14 protein-coding genes are annotated in these 16,622 nt (G+C 62.3%); 5 read left to right on the top strand and 9 right to left on the bottom strand.

The genetic code is table 11. The features are described from left to right. Window positions 1–86: 86 nt before the first annotated feature. From B0E46_RS10950 to B0E46_RS10940, 3 genes are all read right to left on the bottom strand, one after another. Window positions 87–1,094 (bottom strand): PAS domain S-box protein, encoded by a 1,008-nt coding sequence (locus B0E46_RS10950; RefSeq protein WP_077555797.1) that lies wholly within the window; start codon window positions 1,092–1,094, stop codon window positions 87–89. Window positions 1,095–1,190: 96 nt separating this feature from the next. Then, window positions 1,191–2,321 (bottom strand): PilT/PilU family type 4a pilus ATPase, encoded by a 1,131-nt coding sequence (locus B0E46_RS10945; RefSeq protein WP_077555796.1) that lies wholly within the window; start codon window positions 2,319–2,321, stop codon window positions 1,191–1,193. Window positions 2,322–2,519: 198 nt separating this feature from the next. Beyond that, window positions 2,520–3,647 (bottom strand): alkene reductase, encoded by a 1,128-nt coding sequence (locus B0E46_RS10940; RefSeq protein ID WP_077555795.1) that lies wholly within the window; start codon window positions 3,645–3,647, stop codon window positions 2,520–2,522. A gap of 299 nt (window positions 3,648–3,946) precedes the next feature. Here B0E46_RS10940 and chrA point away from each other — a divergent pair, with 299 nt between their 5' ends. Beyond that, complete coding sequence (chrA, locus tag B0E46_RS10935) at window positions 3,947–5,152, top strand: chromate efflux transporter (RefSeq protein ID WP_077555828.1); 1,206 nt, start codon at window positions 3,947–3,949, stop codon at window positions 5,150–5,152. A gap of 138 nt (window positions 5,153–5,290) precedes the next feature. Here chrA and B0E46_RS10930 read toward each other — a convergent pair whose 3' ends face one another. The 5 genes from B0E46_RS10930 to B0E46_RS10910 form a co-directional block, all read right to left on the bottom strand. Next, a complete protein-coding gene (locus B0E46_RS10930) occupies window positions 5,291–6,406 on the bottom strand; it encodes a zinc-dependent alcohol dehydrogenase family protein (protein WP_254425121.1) in 1,116 nt (371 codons plus the stop codon). 116 nt (window positions 6,407–6,522) lie between these two features. Next, window positions 6,523–7,971, bottom strand: a complete 1,449-nt coding sequence (locus tag B0E46_RS10925; RefSeq protein WP_077555793.1) for an MBL fold metallo-hydrolase — start codon at window positions 7,969–7,971, stop codon at window positions 6,523–6,525. After that, a complete protein-coding gene (locus B0E46_RS10920) occupies window positions 7,968–8,879 on the bottom strand; it encodes a ribose-phosphate diphosphokinase (RefSeq protein ID WP_077555792.1) in 912 nt (303 codons plus the stop codon). The genes B0E46_RS10925 and B0E46_RS10920 overlap by 4 nt, the downstream gene beginning before the upstream one ends. Next, a complete protein-coding gene (locus B0E46_RS10915) occupies window positions 8,876–10,360 on the bottom strand; it encodes a thymidine phosphorylase family protein (protein WP_254425120.1) in 1,485 nt (494 codons plus the stop codon). The genes B0E46_RS10920 and B0E46_RS10915 overlap by 4 nt, the downstream gene beginning before the upstream one ends. A gap of 267 nt (window positions 10,361–10,627) precedes the next feature. Continuing rightward, the gene (locus tag B0E46_RS10910; protein ID WP_077555827.1) at window positions 10,628–11,278 is read right to left on the bottom strand and encodes a BON domain-containing protein; all 651 of its coding nucleotides are present in this window, start codon (window positions 11,276–11,278) and stop codon (window positions 10,628–10,630) included. Window positions 11,279–11,482: 204 nt separating this feature from the next. On the opposite strand from B0E46_RS10910, the gene B0E46_RS10905 reads away from it, so the two are divergent. The 4 genes from B0E46_RS10905 (at window position 11,483) to B0E46_RS10890 (ending at window position 16,033) form a co-directional block, all read left to right on the top strand. Then, window positions 11,483–12,301 carry a nitroreductase family protein gene (locus B0E46_RS10905; protein ID WP_077555790.1) on the top strand — a complete coding sequence of 273 codons (819 nt, stop codon included), beginning with the start codon at window positions 11,483–11,485 and terminating at the stop codon, window positions 12,299–12,301. Beyond that, window positions 12,298–13,047 (top strand): SDR family NAD(P)-dependent oxidoreductase, encoded by a 750-nt coding sequence (locus tag B0E46_RS10900; RefSeq protein WP_077555789.1) that lies wholly within the window; start codon window positions 12,298–12,300, stop codon window positions 13,045–13,047. Before B0E46_RS10905 ends, B0E46_RS10900 begins: the two co-directional genes overlap by 4 nt. A gap of 87 nt (window positions 13,048–13,134) precedes the next feature. Beyond that, a complete protein-coding gene (locus B0E46_RS10895) occupies window positions 13,135–13,566 on the top strand; it encodes a host attachment protein (protein WP_168171185.1) in 432 nt (143 codons plus the stop codon). Window positions 13,567–13,642: 76 nt separating this feature from the next. Then, window positions 13,643–16,033 (top strand): phosphoketolase family protein, encoded by a 2,391-nt coding sequence (locus B0E46_RS10890; RefSeq protein ID WP_077555787.1) that lies wholly within the window; start codon window positions 13,643–13,645, stop codon window positions 16,031–16,033. A 28-nt stretch (window positions 16,034–16,061) separates the two neighbouring features. On the opposite strand, the gene B0E46_RS10885 is transcribed toward B0E46_RS10890, so the two are convergent. Further along, window positions 16,062–16,394 carry a high-potential iron-sulfur protein gene (locus B0E46_RS10885; RefSeq protein WP_077555786.1) on the bottom strand — a complete coding sequence of 111 codons (333 nt, stop codon included), beginning with the start codon at window positions 16,392–16,394 and terminating at the stop codon, window positions 16,062–16,064. Window positions 16,395–16,622 lie beyond the last annotated feature (228 nt).

The following is a 16,622-nucleotide window of genomic DNA, read 5'->3' as shown; positions in this document are numbered from 1 at the left end:
CAATAGGGCCACGTCGATCACTCCTGTTGCTCCCGCTCGTGCTGTGAGCGGAGGGTGGTAGGAGGTGGCTCAAATTTCGACGAAAATCACCCGGCGAAGTGGCTCAGTTTTGGATGGAACTCAACAGTCTTGTGACGCTCCGCCAGGTGGATAGCCATTTCCAGGCGGTCCAGCAACAGGACACGATTGGGCAATCCGGTGAGTGCGTCGTGATGCGCCATGTGGCGGATAGACGCCTCGGCGCGCATGCGCGCGGTAATGTCATAGGCCACCGCGAGGAAGCCGTTTACCTTGCCGGCATCGTCGCGCAGCGTGGTGATGGCGATGTTGACCGGAAGCCGCGCACCGCCTTTGCAGAGATAGGTCCACTCGCGCTCGTCGACCGTGCCCAGGCTACCCGATGCGACAATGGCCTGAAAGTCGGGTGGCATGACACCGCCGCCTTGCTGGGACAGCTCAATCGCGCGGCGCTCGAGCTCGCCTGCGTCGTGCAGCATAAGGATGGGGTGTCCGACCAGTTCCCGCCGTTCATATCCAAGCAGGCGCGCGGCTGCCGGATTCGCGCTGAGGATGAGTCCGTCGACATCGGTGGCGATCGTGCTGAATGGCAGGCTGTCGAGAATCGATTGCCGTAGCCTGTCCGCTTGTGCCGCGCGAAAGAGCTTGTCGGCATTGAGGCGTTCGGTGATGTCGATGATCGAGGCCAGCACGCAGTCGCCTTCGGGCATCTGCAATGGATTGAGGCCGATCTCGATCGGCACTTCACCGCCATCCTTGCGCAGGCCATGGAGGTCGCGACCGGCCCCCATGGAGCGGGCATCCGGATGAGCGAAGAAGCTGTCTCGATAACCTGCATGGTTGGCGCGAAAGCGCTGGGGCACCAACATTTCCACGGTCTGGCCGAGCAACTCGGCGCGCGAATAGCCAAACAGCCTTTCGGTTTGCGTGTTGACCAGGATGATGGTTCCGTGTCGATCCACCATGACCATCGCATTGGGCGCAGCCTCGATCACCAGGCGCAGCCGCCGCTCCTCCGCGGAAGCTTCCGCTCTTTGCCGAGCTGCAATGGCTGTGCTGGTATCTATCGGGTCCATGGAATGCCCCAGGCACAAAACCGTCACGCTACCGGGCGAAAGTCAGCGGCAGAGAACGGGATATCGGACAGACGTATGCCGTCGCGATGGGCGTATTCACTTGCCCAGCTGCAACGACAGCGGCACATCCGCACCTTCGACAACCCCGCGCGCGCTTTCGTGTGGAACGGGCCCCTGCAGGCGAACATGGAGAGCCAGGTCTGTGCGCGAATCGGCGTGTTCGAGCGCTTCGGCATAACCGATCGTGCCGGCGGCATAGAGCTTATACAGTGCCTGATCGAAGGTCTGCATGCCCACTTCGTTGGTCAGCTTCATGGCCTCGCGGATCGTTGCAATCTCGCCCTTCTCGATCAGATCCGAAATGTAGGCGGTGACCAGCAGCAGTTCGACTGCAGGGACGCGCGTGCCGCCGACCGCGTGCAACAGCCGCTGCGAGACGACGGCCTTCAGGTGGAGCGAAAGATCGATCAGCAACTGGTGCTGCGCGGTGTCGGGGAAGAAGCTGAGGATGCGGTCCAGCGTCTGATTCGCGTTGTTGGCATGCAACGTCGACAGGCACAGGTGGCCGGTCTCCGCATAGGCAATCACCTGCTGCATGGTTTCACGGTCGCGGATCTCGCCGACCATGATCACGTTGGGCGCTTCACGCGTGGCGTTTCGCAGCGCGTTGGCATAGTTCAACGTATCGAAGCCGACCTCTCGCTGATCGATGATCGACTGATGGTGTTCATGCAGATATTCGACCGGATCCTCGATGGTGAGGATATGACCGGCATGACTTCGATTTCGATAATCGAGCATCGAAGCGAGGGTAGTCGACTTGCCCGAGCCGGAGGCTCCCACTACCAGAATCAGGCCGCGCTGGAGCATCACCAAATCGCGCAAGGTCGCCGGTAACCGCAAGCTGTCGATCGAAGGAATTTCAACGGAAATGTAGCGGATCGCAATCGCGATCTCGCCCCGCTGACGATAAATGTTCACGCGAAAACGGCCAACTCCTGCCCGCGCGATGCCGAGATTCATCTCAAGGGTGGATTCGAAGTCCTTTTGCTGCTGATCGTTCATCACCGAATAGGCGATGGCATGCGTGTCGATGGGGGTAAGCGCCTTGTCGCCCATGAAGCGCTGGACGCCTGCGACGACGATCGCCGGTGGCGCTCCATGGCTCAAGTACAGATCGGACGCGTGCTCGACCGCCATGGTCGCGAGCAGATCGGAAATATCCATATCGCAATTCCTCACGGCAAATGATCACCGCTGCGTTTAGCCCTGTGAAACATGACGCGCTGACGCAACGAAGCAATATGTTCAGCGTTTGCTTGAGCGAACCGACAAGGTTATCTGTGGCTCGTGCCCATGCTCCTTGTCGCCTGGACGATCCAACTTGATCGTCAACGTGAGTCTGGATGACTTTGCTTGCCCCGGTCAGCGACTGGTCGCGGTCGCCGACAGGAACGGGTAATCCGTATAACCCCTGGCGTCGCCGCCAAAAAACGTGGCTCGATCCGGGACGTTCAACGGGGCTCCTGTCCTGAGGCGATCCACCAGATCCGGATTGGCGATGAAGAGGCGCCCGAAAGCGATGTAATCCGCACGTTCGCGGTGACGCGCGTCCAATGCCGATTTCAGGTCGTAACCGTTGTTTGCGATGTAAGCGCCCCTGAACAGATGCCGCAGCAGCTGCAGGTCGAAGCCGCCCGGTACGTCGCGCGGGCCTTGCGGCGATCCTTCGATCACGTGAATGTAGCCGATGCGCGAGACGCTCAATTTGCCCACGACATAGGCATAGGCAGCCGCCGTGTTGCCGTCCAGCGCGCTGCCATTGACGGTGCCGAGCGGCGACAGGCGCACCCCGACATGCGAGCTGCCGAATACGCTGGCGACCGCATCGGTGACCTCCAGCAACAACCGCGCACGGTGTTCGATCGATCCGCCATACTCATCCTTGCGTTCATTGCTGCCGTCGCGCAGGAACTGCTCCAGCAGGTAGCCATTGGCGGCATGGATCTCCACGCCGTCGAAGCCGGCCAGCAAGGCATGGCGTGCCGCCTGGCGATATTGCTCGATGATCCCGGGGATCTCTGCAGCAGCCAGTGCGCGCGGCGTGGCGCAGGGCACATAACCACTTGCCGTATAGGCAGATGCATCCGGACGGATGGCCGACGGGGCGACCGGCAACGCATGATCCGGTTGCAGCGAGGGATGGGATATGCGCCCCACATGCCACAGCTGCGGGAAAATGCGCCCGCCCTGCGCGTGCACCGCATCGACGATCGCGCGCCACCCATTGAGCTGCTCATGGTCATAAAGGCCGGGTGTGAAGGCATAGCCCCTGCCCTGCGGCGAAACGTTCACGCCTTCGGTGATGATCAGTCCGGCCGATGCACGCTGCGCATAATACGTTGCCATCAGCGGCGTCGGCACGCCATCCTCGGTGGCGCGGCTGCGCGTGAGCGGCGCCATCACGATGCGATTCTTCAGGCAATACGATCCCAGCAGGGCCGGTTCGAACAGGTCTTCAAGGGCTTCTGTACAGTTCGTCGAATCAGGCATGGCGGCTTTCCGTCCATCGGGATGCTCAGGTTCAGCCAAAAAACTGCTGATGCACTATCGCAACCGCACGGCATGCGCTTGTTGACGCCCGTCAAGTCGAGGTCACATCGGCGGCTTTCGCCCTTCGCTTGCCAGGCTCGGAAATCCGGCCGGCCATGGCGGGTTTCCCTGATGCCGTCGATGCGGCCGGCGGTGTCGGATCGATCACCTACCATCCGGCCTTTCAATGGACCATTTGATGGCATCATTGTCGTCCCTTTGTTCGACCAGTGGCGGCGGACACACCCAAGGCCGGCATCATGACGATTCGCGAAAGCCAATCTTCGGGCAACGCGGCTGAGGTCGCTGCCGTATTTCTGAAACTGGGTCTGACTTCCTTTGGTGGCCCGATCGCGCACCTGGGTTATTTCCGCCGCGAGTTCGTCGAACGGCGTGGCTGGCTGGACGAAGAACACTTTGCACAGCTCCTTGCGCTGTGCCAGTTCCTGCCTGGACCGGCCAGCAGTCAGCTCGGTTTCTCGATCGGCCTGCTGCGCGCTGGCTGGCTCGGAGCGATCGCTGCCTTCATCTGTTTCACCTTGCCCTCGGCCTTGTTGCTGTTCGTGTTTGCGGCGTTTGACGACCGTCTCGCCGGACCGTGGGGACAGAGCGTGGTGCACGGACTCAAGCTGGTCGCAGTAGCCGTGGTCGCTCAAGGTGTCTTCGGCATGGCGCGCACGTTGACCCCGGATCGCCCTCGCGCCCTGATGGCGGCAGCCGCCGCCGGCTTGATTGCCATCAGCGGCAGTGCCGGGATGCAGCTGCTGGTCATTGCGGGGGGCGCCGTGCTTGGCCCGTGGCTTTGCCGGCAGGTGCTGGCAAGGCAAGGCGAGACGTTCGCGCTCCCCTATGGCCGACGCACCGGCAGCATGTTGTTGATCGCGTTTGGCATGTTGCTGGCGATGGCGCTGACCATCGCACCCGCCATGCCAGCGCTCGGTCAGGTCGCCGGTGCGTTCTATCGAGTCGGCGCCCTGGTGTTCGGCGGCGGTCATGTTGTTCTGCCGTTGCTCAAGCGGGCGATCGTCGACCCTGGCTGGGTCGGCGCGGACACCTTCCTCTCCGGTTATGGCGCCGCCCAGGCTGTGCCTGGCCCCATGTTCACGCTGTCGGCCTTTCTCGGGGACCGCCTGCTTGGTGGCCGGGGTGGAGCGCTTGCCGCCCTGGTCAGTGTGCTTGCCATCTTTCTTCCCGGGATGTTGCTGGTCTCGGGCGCGCTGCCGTTCTGGCGCGTGCTTGGCTCACGAAACGGAGCCGCCCGCATGCTGGCTGGCGTCAATGCCGTCGTCGTCGGGTTGCTGGCTTTCGCGTTTTACGATCCCGTATGGATTGGTGCGATACGGGACTCCACGGACTTCGCCATCGCCTTAGTTGCTTTTACCTTGTTGCTGGCCGCCCGTTGGCCCGCATTGGCGATCGTCGCCTGGTGCGTGGGCGCCTCGCTCCTGCGTGTTGCATGGACTTGACGCCAACGCATCCTGGCCGCTCGCTGTGGCGCCAAGATGCTGTCCCTGCACACGCTGCGCCCATGCAAAAAGCGGCGACAAGGCGGAACTGCAGTCCGATCGAAACAGCCGCACAGCCTGACAATTCCGATGCGCCGCCTACGCCTCGATGATGACCTTCAGCGCGTGGGTTTGCGCCGCATGGCCGAAGGTTTCGTAGGCATCCACGATCTTGTCGAGCGTGAAGCGGTGGGTGATCAGCTGCACCGGGGCGAGCTTCCCCGATTGCACGGTCTTGAGAAGCATCGGTGTTGACACGGTGTCGACCAGTCGCGTGGTGATCGCGATGTTCCGGTCCCACAGGCGCTCCAGGTGCAGGTCCACCTTGCTGCCGTGCACGCCGATGTTGGCAATGATGCCACCAGGCGCCACGATCTCTTCGCAAAGCTCGAAGGTGGCGGGAACGCCGACCGCCTCGATCGCGGTGTCGACGCCACGGCCGCCAGTCAGCTGCAGCACTTTGTCGGCCGCCTTGCCATCGGCGCTGTTGATGGTCGCGCTGGCACCGAAGCGCCGCGACACTTCCAGGCGGTTGTCGTCCAGGTCGACCATGATGATCTGCGCCGGCGAATAGAATTGGGACGTCAGCAGCGCCGCCAATCCGATCGGGCCGGCGCCCACGATCGCGATGGTCGATCCGGGCTGAATCTTGCCGTTGAGCACGCCGCATTCGAAGCCGGTGGGGAGAATGTCGCTCAACATCGCCAGGGCCTCTTCATCGACACCGGCGGGAACGTGGTACAGGCTGGTGTCGGCGTAGGGAATGCGGACGTATTCGGCCTGCGTGCCGTCGATCTTGTTGCCGAGGATCCAGCCGCCGGCGACGCAGTGGGAGTACATCCCCTTGCGGCAATAATCGCATTTCCCGCACGACGAGATGCACGAGATGATCACATGCTCGCCTGGCTTGAAGGCGCTGACGCCGGCACCGACCTTCGAGACGACACCGACGCCTTCGTGACCGAGGATCCGGCCCGGCGTGCAGGTAGGCACATCGCCTTTGAGGATGTGCAGATCCGTTCCGCAGATCGTCGTCTTGAGTATTTTGACGATGGCGTCCGTGGGGGCCGCAATCTCCGGTATCGGGCGTTCTTCGAGAGCTTTCTTTCCCGGCCCCAGGTAGACAAGTGCTTTCATGATGAGCCTCGCAAGTTCGTTGTGCCGGCGGTGGACGCGACGTGCTGAAAAGCCTCGGGCCCGTTGTGCGATGGCCACGCCGACTCGAGTTGCCTGATTTCGGCATCGGTGAATGGTTCGGCCGGACCAGCTGGAGCCAGCAAGCCCACCATGGCAGCATCGAAACCACGACCTCTTGATCGCGATCAAGAAGATCAAGATGCCGGCATCTGTCCCGATGCGGGTTCCTCTATCGGTTCGGCCAGCACCACAGCCTCTTGCGCCAGCGGAATCTGGCAGGCGATGCCCAGCTTTTCGAGGCAAGCCTTCATCGCCTGCATGCCGCGCCCGTACTCGCCATGGACGAGCAGCACGCGCTTGCGGCTTGCCTTGCCGAGCCAGTCCAGCAGCGCGGCTTGATCGGCATGGGCCGAAAAGCCGTTGATCGTCCAGATCTGTGCATTCACGTGGATGTCTTCGTGGAAGATGCGCACGCTCCGCGCACCGTCGACGATCCGCCTGGCCAGACTGCCATTCGCCGCGTAGCCGACGAAAATCACGCTGCAGTGCTGGCGCCACAGATTGTGCTTCAAGTGATGAAGCACCCGGCCGCCGGTACACATGCCCGAGCCCGCCAGGATGATCGCACCACCCTCGATGCTGTTGATCGCCATCGATTCGGCGGTGTCCCGGGAAAAATGCAGGTTCGGCATGGCAAAGGGATCGTCTTGTCCCAGTTCCTTGCGAAAGGCATCGTCGAAGCACTCGGGATGGCGGCGGAATATTTCGGTGGCCGAGATGGCCATCGGGGAATCCATGAAGACCGGCGTATGCGCGGAAAGCTGACCGTCCAGGACGCCTCGATGCAGGTAATAGAGAATTTCCTGGGCGCGCTCGAGTGCGAACGTCGGAATGATGACATTGCCTCCGCGTGCCAGTGTCTGTTTCACCGCGCGATACAGCTCGTCGACGGAATCGGGAAGCGCGCGGTGCGGTCGATCGCCGTACGTGGTCTCCATCACCACGTAGTCCGCATCGGGTGCGGGAACCGGGCTGCGCAGGATGGGGCGCCCGGGGTTCCCCAGGTCGCCGGAGAACAGTATGCGCAGTGGTTCCGCCGCCTGCTCCATGGTGACCAGGATGGACGCCGAACCGAGGATATGGCCGGCGTCCTGAAACCGCGCATGGACACCGTCGATGACAGGCACGTCCGTGTCGTACGCCACCGGATCGGCAAAGTAGTCCATGGCATGCAGGGCATCTTCCAAGGTATAGAGAGGCCCGCTGGATGCTTCATCGCGGCGCCGACCGCTGCGTTGCGCCCTGCGTGCATCCTCTTCCTGCAGTCCCGCCGCATCCAGCATTACGATGCGGGCAAGGTCCCGGGTCGCCGCCGTGGCCAGGATGCGTCCGCGAAACCCCTCACGGACCAGTTTGGGAATCCTTCCGCAATGGTCGAGGTGCGCGTGGGTCAGCAGGAGCACCTCGATGCTGGCGGGATCGAATCCGAAAGGCTCGAAATTGGCCCGTTCCTGTTCGTGGCCTCCTTGGAACAGGCCACAGTCGATGAGTACGCGCCGGTCGCCGAAACTCAGCAAGTGACACGAGCCGGTGACTTCCCTGGCGGCTCCATGGCAGCTGTAGACGATCTTCTCGATGCTCATGCCGTTACCCCGCTGCCTGCTTCGGTCTCACACAGGCTGATTATCGCTGCGGCGACTAGCGTACTGATATCTATCTGCGACGCATTGGTGATGACGCTGTTGCTGGTGACAATCAGCCCTGCTCCTTCGGCCAGCATACTTTCCTGCGCACCCTCGGCGAACAGGCCATGCAGCGCCACGCACACAGGTGGCAAGGATGTCCGTCCACGCAGGCAGCGCAGCGTCTGAACCATGGTCTCGCCGCTGGCGATGATGTCGTCGAGCACGACCGGCGTGTGGTCGCGCCACTTGTCCGTCTCCGGCAGGTGGACCGTCACATCGCGATCGCCATGACGTTCCTTGCGCGCCACCACGCTCGGTGCGCACAGCAGGTTGGACACGGCGGTCACCCATTGCGCACTTTCGGAATCGGGCCCAACGATCAGCGGCATGGTCACATGCGCATCGATCCAGACGGCCAGTTGCGATGCCGCGTGCACGACGTGCGCCATGCGCGGATATACCTCGGCAAGTGTCGCGTAGCGATGCAGGTGTGGGTCCACCGTGACCAGCCAATCGAAGGTGTGACCCAGCCAACCGCCGAAGACCTTGGCGGAAATGGCTTCGCCGGGATGAAAGCGCGTGTCCTGGCGCATGTAGGCCAGGTAAGGCGCGACCAGCCCGACGCGCGCCGCCCCCAGTTCGCGCGCGGTCGCCGCCGCCATCATCAAGGGCAGCAGCTTGGCGTCCGGGTGGTCCAGCGTGCATACGATCACGGCGTCACCGCCTGGAGCTGGCGGTGCCATTTGCACCAGCGTTTCGCCATCCGGGAAATGGTGCAGCAGCAGCTGTCGGCGTTGATAGCCCGCATGAAGCGACAGCAGCTCGGCAAAGGCCTCGTTGCCGGGCATGGCATAGAGCGTGTTCATGAGGACTCCTCGACGCAAACGATGCAGGGATGCCGTGATACGTATTCCATCGCGTAGGCCAGTTCGCCGGGACTTTGCGCATGGAGCGTGAAAAGCGGTTGCCCGGCTGCCACCGTTTCACCGAGATGCGCGTCGAGCGTGAGCCCGGCCAGCGGCGCGGCGGGCGCGCCGGCCAGCTTGGCGACCCGGGACAGGCGGCGGTTGTCGATCGCGCTCACGCATCCCGGCCGTGCAGCCGGAACGGCTTGCTGATAGTCCGCCTTCCCCGGCGTGCGCATACCGCCCTGCGCGGCGCAGATGGCTTGGAAGCGCTGCCATGCCCTGCCCGTCTCCAGACAGGCTGTCGCCATCGCCAGCGAGGAATCGGCGCTCGCCACACCGCCCAGCTCCAATACGGCAGCAGCGACAGTCAGGGCATGTGCCCGCAGATCGACTGGAGCCTGAGGTTCGTTGCGCAGCACCGCCAGGACATCGTGCGCCTCCAGCGCGGGGCCGATGCCCCGCCCTATCGGCTGGGTGCCGTCGCTGATCAACACACGCAGCTGCAAGCCGAACGCGCTCGCCAATTGTCGCAACAAAGTGGCCAACGCCGCTGCTTCGGCTTGGTCGCGCACTTTGGCGGTCGGCCCGACCGGCACGTCAATCACCACGTGGGTGGAACCGGCAGCTATTTTTTTCGACAGCACGGACGCAACCAGCTGCCCCGCACTGTCGACGTCCAGTGCCCGTTCGATGCGGATCAGCATGTCGTCGGCGGGCGCGAGGTTCATGGCGCCGCCCCAGGCGATGCAGCCTCCGCAGGTTTCCACGACGCGGCGTATCTGTGCCTCGTCCAGATCGACGGGCGCCAGCATCGCCATGGTGTCGGCGGTTCCTGCCGCCGAGGTAATCGCACGCGATGATGTCTTGGGTATCGTGAGCCCCAGTTCCGCCGCGATCGCCACGACGATGGGCGTGGTGCGATTGCCGGCGAGGCCGCCGATGCAGTGCTTGTCGACCACCAGCGGTTGCCGCCAATGCAGCTGCGTGCCGGTCTGCACCATGGCCTTCGTCAGTGCGACGACTTCGTCAAGGCTCAGGCGATCAGCGCCTGCGGCGGTGATGAATGCGGCCATTTCAATGCTGGAATAACGATTGCCGACGATGTCCCGGATGATTCCGTGCAGTGCAGCCTCATCCAGCTTCTGGCCATGGATCTTCGCCCGTACCGAAGCCAGCGAATCCACGCTGGGCGGATGGGCGATGATCACCCGCTCGTCGGGGCCAGGCGAGAGGGAGAGCCATGCGGACTCGGACAGCCCGGCTTCGTCCACACCCAGCAGCCCTTCCCGCACGATGTTCAGCGTCGCCAGCACCCGCTGCATCCCGACGCGCAGCTCAAGGCGTGAATGCGCGCCGAACCCCTCGCTGCGGCAAATCGGCGAATCCTTGCTGAGGTAGACCACGTGCTCATGCCCGGTGTCGATGCCGAGCCGACGCAAGTGGCCTGCTTCGAGGCGCGGCCGGGGAAACGTTTCGAACCCTGTGGTTTGAGCGGGCATCTGCATTCAGACTGGCAATAGTGGCGTTTCCCGCAATGTTTACCCCGCTTCGGGGCAAAGCGACTTGACCCCCATCAATTGGAGGCTGTCTGGAGCCCGCATTGACGCAGCTTGAGCGAAGCAATGGACAGGGCCTGAAGGCACCCGGAATGACGCAAAAAAAGAGACCACGTCGAAGTGATCTCTTTTTCCGTACAACCGGGATTGCTAAGCGACGACCAGATTATCGATGACATTCTGCACGCCCGGTGCACTCCACGCCGCCCATTCGACCGCGCTGCGCTCGGCCAACGAATCGACCTCACCGGTTAAGGTCACCGTGCCACCCTTCACGCCAACTGTGATGCCAGTAGTATCGAAATGTGCGCGACGGTACAGCGCCGCCTCGATCTTGGTCTTGACGCCACGCGGCTCGATGCGCGGACGCATGATGATCTTGTTGGCCACACCCTTGACGCCATACAAGCTGCGGACGCTGGCTTCCGCCGCATTTCGAACGAATGCCCATTCGACTTCGCCAGAAAGCGTGACCCAACCGTTTTCGACGACAAGCTTGACCGTATCCTTCGGAATCGAGGCGTTCCAATCGATGGCATTCGTGGCCGCCTTGGCAATTTCCGTGTCGTTGCGTTGATGCGGCCCAGGCAGCACCACATCCAGCTCGACCGCGATGCTCCTGATGCCTGCGACGCGCTGCGCGGCGCGTTCGGCCGCCCACTTCTGCGTATAGCTGTCGACGTGGCCCGACAAGGTGGCCACCCCCTCCGCTACCTCGACACCGATGCGACTGGCATCCACCGAGGGCTCCCAGTCGAGCTCTCTCAGGATGTCTTCTTGAAGTTGACGATCGTTTTTCATGGATTCTTCCTCTAGTTCCACAGGCGGACGTGCCGCACAGATGCATGCAACTCGATGCGAGGCAGGAGGTCGCCATCGATGCGTAGCCACTGTAGAAATGAGGCATATCCATGGGTTGATCCAGGTCAACCTTGCGGCACATTCGAGCGTGCGCTCCGCGAGGGATGTTGATTTCGGTCAATTCGCCATCGACAGAATGGCAGCATGATTTGCCTGCAGCCGTGGCGGTGGACCTTCGATAGCTGCCACGTCCTTATGGCGCGCAAGAGTTCGAACTGTTCAGGGCGCACGCGATCGTGCGTGGCGCATCAGGCTGGATTGACCTACAGGCGGTATGAGCTCATGACCGATGCATCAACGCACACCCGGCTGCCGTGGACGGTCGAGCTTCCCCAGCCACTACGCGATCGCCATGACACCTCCGTCATCATGGCGCTGCAGCGGCGGTGCACCACGCGCCAGATGAGCTCGGCCCCGTTGCCCACGCAGACCTTGTCGGATCTGCTGTGGGCCGCATGCGGCGTGAATCGCAGTGACGGACCATTCGGCACGGTGGGCCGCACTGCGGCTTCCGCCAGCAATTCGCAGGAAATCGATATCTATGTGGCGACTGGCGAAGGCGCCTATCTGTACAGGGCGATCGAGCACGTCCTGGTCCCTGTCGCCACCGGCGATTTTCGCAGCGGCGCCATGACACCTGGCCAGCGCGGCGCGAATGCCGATGTTCCGGTTCAACTGATCTATGTCGCCGACATCCACCGGCTCACCCACACCACCGGTTTTCGCGAACCCGGGCTGCACGACCCGGAGACGCAGAAATCCTATTACTTCGTCGATACGGGCATGATCGCCGGCAACGTCTACCTGTTCTGCGCCGCAGCAGGGTTGGCCGCATGGTTCCACAACTGCGACAGGACCGGCCTGTCACTGCGGCTGGGGTTGCGTGAAGAGCAGCGGGTATTGTTCGCCCAATCGATCGGGTATCCCGGAACATCGGGATCGGGACACGCGGATCGGCCATGAATCTCTCCGGAAACACCGTGCTTATCACGGGCGGGTCTTCAGGGATCGGCTACGCACTGGCCGAGGCTTTTCTCGCCGCAAGCAGTCAGGTCATCATTTGTGCACGCGACCAGGAACGCCTGCTCGATGCAAGGGCGCAGCATCCCTCACTGCACACCTGGGTCTGCGACATATCCAGCGAGGAAAGCCGCAAGAACATGGTCGATTGGGTGGCAGATCGCTTCCCTGGCCTGAATATCCTGGTGAACAACGCAGGGATCCAGCGCGATATCGATTTCACCCATGGCATCGACGACTTCCAGAATGGGGAAAACGAGATTCGGACCAATCTGGAAGCCGCCATCGTCCTGTGCGGACTGGTCATCCCGGTGCTTGCCAGAAACAAGCGGGCCGCCATCGTCAACGTGTCGTCGGGCCTGGGTTTCGTGCCGTCTGCGCGAATGCCCGTGTACAGTGCGAGCAAGGCCGGCCTGCATGCGTACTCGATGGCCATCCGCAAGCAGTTGTCGCCGGTCGGCATCAAGGTATTCGAGATCGTGCCACCGGCCGTCGATACCGAACTCAATCCGCTGGGACGGGCCAAGCGCGGTCATTTCAAGGCTGGTTTGAGCGCCGCCACGTTTGCGGGGTCGGTCATGAAGCAGCTGGAAGACGACAGGTTCGAAATCGGCTACGGCATGACCGAAGGCTTCATCAACGCTTCACGAGCCGAGCTGGACCGGCATTTCGAATCGATGAACGCGTAGTCGTTTGTTGACCGGCGTCAAGGCGCGTGCCTGCCGGAGTCATAGGCTTTGACCATGTGGCCATCATGGTCATTTGGAGAAGCCAACATGTCGAAGACCTGGCTACTGGTCGCCGATGCCGCCAAGGCACGCCTGTTCGAGATACCCCGGAAAGGCGCGGACCTGGCCGAGATCGCGTGTTTTGCCAACCCCAATGCCCGCTCTCCGGGGCAGCATCCCGAACATGGGCGATCGGGACGCACTCATGAAAGCGCAAACTCGGCGCACCACGCCATCGAACCGCATACCTCGCTGCGCGAAAAGCATGCGATGCAATTTGCCGACCAGCTGCGTGATGCCATTCAGCAAGGACGCATAGAGAACCAATACGACCAGCTGGTGTTGATGGCACCGCCGCGATTCCTCGGCATGCTGCGCGACCGCCTCGATGATCAGACGCGGAAGCGCGTCGTCGCCGAGGTCGGCAGCGACCTGCTTGCGCTCTCCCCCAACGAGCTTCGTGCGCACCTGCCGAGTTGAGCCGGCGAATGAGCGCGACCCACGCCAGCATCGGCGCGGTTTTCGATGAAATGCCGTCGATCCATCCGGAGGCTCCATGCCAACCCCCTTGTCACCCCAGCAGCTGCAGAAGATGGACGCCTATTGGCGTGCCGCCAATTACCTGTCCGTCGGCCAGATCTATCTGCGCGACAACCCGCTGCTGAAAGAGCCGCTGAAGCGCGAGCACATCAAGCCGCGCCTGCTCGGTCACTGGGGCACCACGCCGGGCCTGAACATGCTGTACGTGCATGCAAACCGGCTGATCAAGCAAAACGACCTCGACATGATCTTCATCACCGGGCCGGGCCATGGCGGACCGGGACTGGTGGCACAGACCTATCTCGAAGGCTCGTACACCGAACGCTATCCGGCGATCGAGCGCAACGGGGATGGCATGCGGCGGCTATTCCGGCAATTTTCCTGGCCGTACGGCGTGCCAAGCCATGTGTCTCCGGATACCCCCGGATCGATCCACGAAGGTGGCGAACTGGGCTACTCGCTGGCACATGCGTACGGCGCGGCGTTCGACAATCCGGACCTGATCGTCACCTGCGTGGTCGGCGACGGCGAGGCGGAAACCGGAGCGCTGGCGACCAGTTGGCATTCGAACAAGTTTCTCAACCCCGCACGCGACGGTGCAGTGCTGCCGATTCTGCATCTGAACGGTTTCAAGATCGCGAATCCGACCATTCTGGCGCGCATCAGCCGTGAGGAACTGGTGGACTTGTTCCGCGGCTATGGCTACGAGCCGTTTTTCGTCGAAGGCAGCGATCCGGCCGCCGTTCATCGGGATCTTGCCGCCACGCTCGATGAAATCCTCGCCAGGATCCAGGGCATTCAGCAGGCTGCGCGCGCAGTAGGTGCAAAGGTCGAGCGCCCGCGCTGGCCGATGCTGATCTTCCGCACGCCGAAAGGCTGGACCGGGCCGAAGATTGTCGATGGCCTGCCGGTCGAGGGCACCTGGCGTGCGCATCAGGTGCCGATCGCGCAGTTCGACAAACCCGAACACGTCGCACAGCTCGGGGCGTGGATGAAGAGTTATCGGCCGGAAGAACTTTTCGACGGCACTGGCCAGTTCCGCGAAGAGCTCGCCGCCCTCGCGCCAACCGGGCATCGCCGCATGGGCTCCAATCCGCATGCCAATGGCGGGGATCTGCTGGAACCGTTGGTGATGCCGAATTTTCGCGATCATGCCGTGGCCGTCAATGCGCCGGGTACCGTCGAAGCCGAGGCGACTCGCGTACTCGGTGGCTTTCTGCGCGAAGTCATGCGTCTCAACCTGGGCAGCCGGAATTTCCGCCTGTTCGGGCCGGACGAAACCGCATCAAACCGTTTGGATGCGGTTTATGAAGTTACAGGCAAGGAATGGGTGGCTGACATCGATCCGGTCGATGAGCATCTCAGTGCCGATGGCCGCGTCATGGAAGTGTTGAGCGAGCATCTATGCGAGGGTTGGCTGGAAGCCTACCTGCTCAGCGGCCGCCATGGTTTCTTCTCCTGCTACGAAGCGTTCATTCACATCATCGATTCGATGTTCAACCAGCATGCCAAGTGGTTGAAGGTCGCGCGCCATATTCCCTGGCGCAAGCCGGTGGCGTCAATGAATTACCTGCTCACCTCGCACGTCTGGCGGCAGGACCATAACGGCACCTCGCACCAGGACCCCGGCTTCCTCGATATCGTGGCGAACAAGAAATCGGAAGTCGTGCGCATCTACCTGCCGCCCGACGCCAACTGCCTGCTGTCGGTGGCCGATCATTGCCTGCGCAGCCGCGACTACATCAACCTGATCGTGGCCGGCAAGCAACCGGAACGGCAGTGGCTGGACATCGACGCTGCCGCCAGGCATTGCGCCGCCGGTGCCGGCGTATGGGAATGGGCGAGCAACGATGGCGGCGATCCGGATGTCGTGATGGCCTGTGCTGGCGATGTGCCGACGCTCGAATGCCTGGCCGCCGTGACCTTGTTGCGCGGCTTCATTCCCGACATCCGCATCCGCGTCGTCAACGTGGTGGACCTGATGGTGCTGCAGCCGCAGTCGGAGCATCCGCACGGACTTTCGGACCACGATTTCGACGCGCTGTTCACCACGGACAGGCCGGTGATTTTCGCCTTCCATGGCTACCCCGCGCTGATTCACAAGCTGACTTATCGCCGGCGCAACCATGACAACATCCATGTGCGCGGCTACAAGGACGAAGGCACCACCACCACGCCGTTCGACATGGTGGTGTTGAACAGCCTCGATCGGTATCAGCTAGCGCTGGACGCCATCATGCGCGTGCGCCGGTTCGGTGCTTACGTCAAACAGGCCACCGAACGCTACTGGACGATCATGGAACGGCACAAGCTCTATATCAGCGAACATGGCGAGGACATGCCGGAGGTGGCGTCGTGGCATTGGCCAGCAAATGGCGTTGCGGGCGAACCGCCCTCCCATGTCTAGATGATGCGCACACCCCGCGCGGTTCGCATCAGGCTTTCTTGGGCGTATATGAACTGCACCATCCTTTCGCATTGACAGCCTTGCCCGGGAACAGCTGACAAGGGCCATAACCGCCCGCTGCACCTGTGTAGAACTGACAGTTGGCGCAAGTACTCCCGGCTTTATACAGCGAGTTCTTGGTCGCACTTGCATCCTCGACATAACCGAGCGCCTTGGCGGTGGGATCGGAGTCGGTTACGTGCATCAAGTCGGCGGCATGCGCAAACCCGGCAAAGCTTGCCAGCGCGGCCGTTGCGGACATGGCCACCGTCATCTTCAGGAATTGACGGCGGGACGCCGGATCTTTTTCGCGATATGTCATGGGTGTTCTCCATCAATACTCGGTTGACCGGGGCTCTCGCGCACGAGGGCTGGCCCATGCTTCGCGATGGGCTCGACGGCCACGGTATTTGCGTTGCGTCCGTGCTTCATTGATCTGGATCAAGCGCCCCTGTTTGGCCAGGGGCAGACTTCCATGCGGCGACTTTCGCGCCGTGCCCGGTGTCCCGGGCACGCCGTATTGCATCGAACCGTAAACGCATCGGGGAAG

The organism is Rhodanobacter sp. B04 (assembly GCF_002001125.1).
Lineage (GTDB): Bacteria > Pseudomonadota > Gammaproteobacteria > Xanthomonadales > Rhodanobacteraceae > Rhodanobacter.
The sequence above is the reverse complement of the archived record's forward strand: the minus strand, read 5'-3'. Positions and strand labels throughout refer to the sequence as shown.

What these genes read in the sequence shown, in the direction of transcription:
- B0E46_RS10950 (WP_077555797.1), bottom strand. Translation starts at nt 1,094, where the DNA reads ATGGACCCGATAGATACCAGCACAGCCATTGCAGCTCGGCAAAGAGCG.
- B0E46_RS10945 (WP_077555796.1), bottom strand. Translation starts at nt 2,321, where the DNA reads ATGGATATTTCCGATCTGCTCGCGACCATGGCGGTCGAGCACGCGTCC.
- B0E46_RS10940 (WP_077555795.1), bottom strand. Translation starts at nt 3,647, where the DNA reads ATGCCTGATTCGACGAACTGTACAGAAGCCCTTGAAGACCTGTTCGAA.
- chrA (WP_077555828.1), top strand. Translation starts at nt 3,947, where the DNA reads ATGACGATTCGCGAAAGCCAATCTTCGGGCAACGCGGCTGAGGTCGCT.
- B0E46_RS10925 (WP_077555793.1), bottom strand. Translation starts at nt 7,971, where the DNA reads ATGAGCATCGAGAAGATCGTCTACAGCTGCCATGGAGCCGCCAGGGAA.
- B0E46_RS10920 (WP_077555792.1), bottom strand. Translation starts at nt 8,879, where the DNA reads ATGAACACGCTCTATGCCATGCCCGGCAACGAGGCCTTTGCCGAGCTG.
- B0E46_RS10910 (WP_077555827.1), bottom strand. Translation starts at nt 11,278, where the DNA reads ATGAAAAACGATCGTCAACTTCAAGAAGACATCCTGAGAGAGCTCGAC.
- B0E46_RS10905 (WP_077555790.1), top strand. Translation starts at nt 11,483, where the DNA reads ATGATTTGCCTGCAGCCGTGGCGGTGGACCTTCGATAGCTGCCACGTC.
- B0E46_RS10900 (WP_077555789.1), top strand. Translation starts at nt 12,298, where the DNA reads ATGAATCTCTCCGGAAACACCGTGCTTATCACGGGCGGGTCTTCAGGG.
- B0E46_RS10895 (WP_168171185.1), top strand. Translation starts at nt 13,135, where the DNA reads ATGTCGAAGACCTGGCTACTGGTCGCCGATGCCGCCAAGGCACGCCTG.
- B0E46_RS10890 (WP_077555787.1), top strand. Translation starts at nt 13,643, where the DNA reads ATGCCAACCCCCTTGTCACCCCAGCAGCTGCAGAAGATGGACGCCTAT.
- B0E46_RS10885 (WP_077555786.1), bottom strand. Translation starts at nt 16,394, where the DNA reads ATGACATATCGCGAAAAAGATCCGGCGTCCCGCCGTCAATTCCTGAAG.